The sequence below is a fragment of the Anaerococcus lactolyticus ATCC 51172 genome (assembly GCF_000156575.1).
GTDB classification, from domain to species: Bacteria; Bacillota; Clostridia; order Tissierellales; family Peptoniphilaceae; genus Anaerococcus; species Anaerococcus lactolyticus.
On sequence record NZ_GG666067.1, the window covers coordinates 1 to 1,081 of the forward strand.

The 1,081-nt window shown below is 29.0% G+C and carries 1 protein-coding gene; it reads left to right on the plus strand.

Annotation, left to right across the window (positions count from 1 at the left end; all coding sequences use genetic code 11):
• Positions 1 to 1,081: winged helix domain-containing protein (locus tag HMPREF0072_RS10260; RefSeq protein ID WP_004830346.1), on the plus strand; the 1,081-nt coding region annotated here is incomplete at both ends.

A 1,081-nucleotide genomic window follows, 5' to 3' on the forward strand; every position in this document is an offset into this window, starting at 1 on the left:
GAGATGGCGGCATCATTGCATTTATAACTTCATCTGGGACTATGGATAAAAAAAGTGAAGATGTTAGAAGATATATATCGGAAAGGGCAGAGTTCTTGGGAGCAATAAGACTACCTAATACTACATTTAAAGGGGCAGCTGGCACAGAAGTAACTTCAGATATAATCTTTTTAAAAAAGAGAGATAGGCTCTTAAAGCTAGATGAAGACTGGGTAAAGCTAGATAAAGACGAAAAAGGACTAATATATAATAAATATTTTGTTGATAATCCTAAGATGGTAATAGGGACTATGGAAGAAATACCGTCAAGATTTGGGACAAGCCTTGCATGTATTGAAAATGAAGATATTTCTTTAAAAGAAAGACTAAAAAAAGCCATTAAAAATATTCAAGGGAAATACGAGGAAGCACAAATAGATGAGCAACTTGGAGAAGAAACAATACCGGCTGATGATAGTGTTAAAAACTATTCTTTTGCTTTAGTGGATGATGAAATATATTTTAGAGAAAATTCAATTATGCAAAAAATATCCTTAAACGAAAAGGATAAAGATAAGGTAAAAGAATATTTAAGATTAAATGAAAGTCTAAGGAAAGTTATTACCTATCAAAGAGAAAACTTTTCAGATGAGAAGATAAAAAAAGAGCAAGAAAATTTAAACAATCTATATGATAATTTTTCAACGAAATACGGAAGAATAAATTCAAAAGCAAATAAAAAGTTATTTAGAGAAGATGCTAATTTTTCTTTGATTTCAACTTTGGAAAAATTAGACAAAGAAGGCAACTTTATAGGTAAATCAGATATTTTTATTAAGAGAACCATAAAGAAAGCTATTGTTATAGACCATGTAGATAAGCCAATAGATGCTCTTGTACTTTCTATTAGTCAAAAAGGTAAAATTAATTTTGATTACATGGAAGAGTTAACAGGGAAATCAAGATATAAATTAATAGAAGAATTAAAAGGAGAAATATTTTTAAATTTAGATTCCTTTGAACCTAATGATATAAAACCATTTAAGTCTGCTAAAGATTTAGGAGATTTTTCAAGACCGTACGTAAGTGCTGATGAATACTT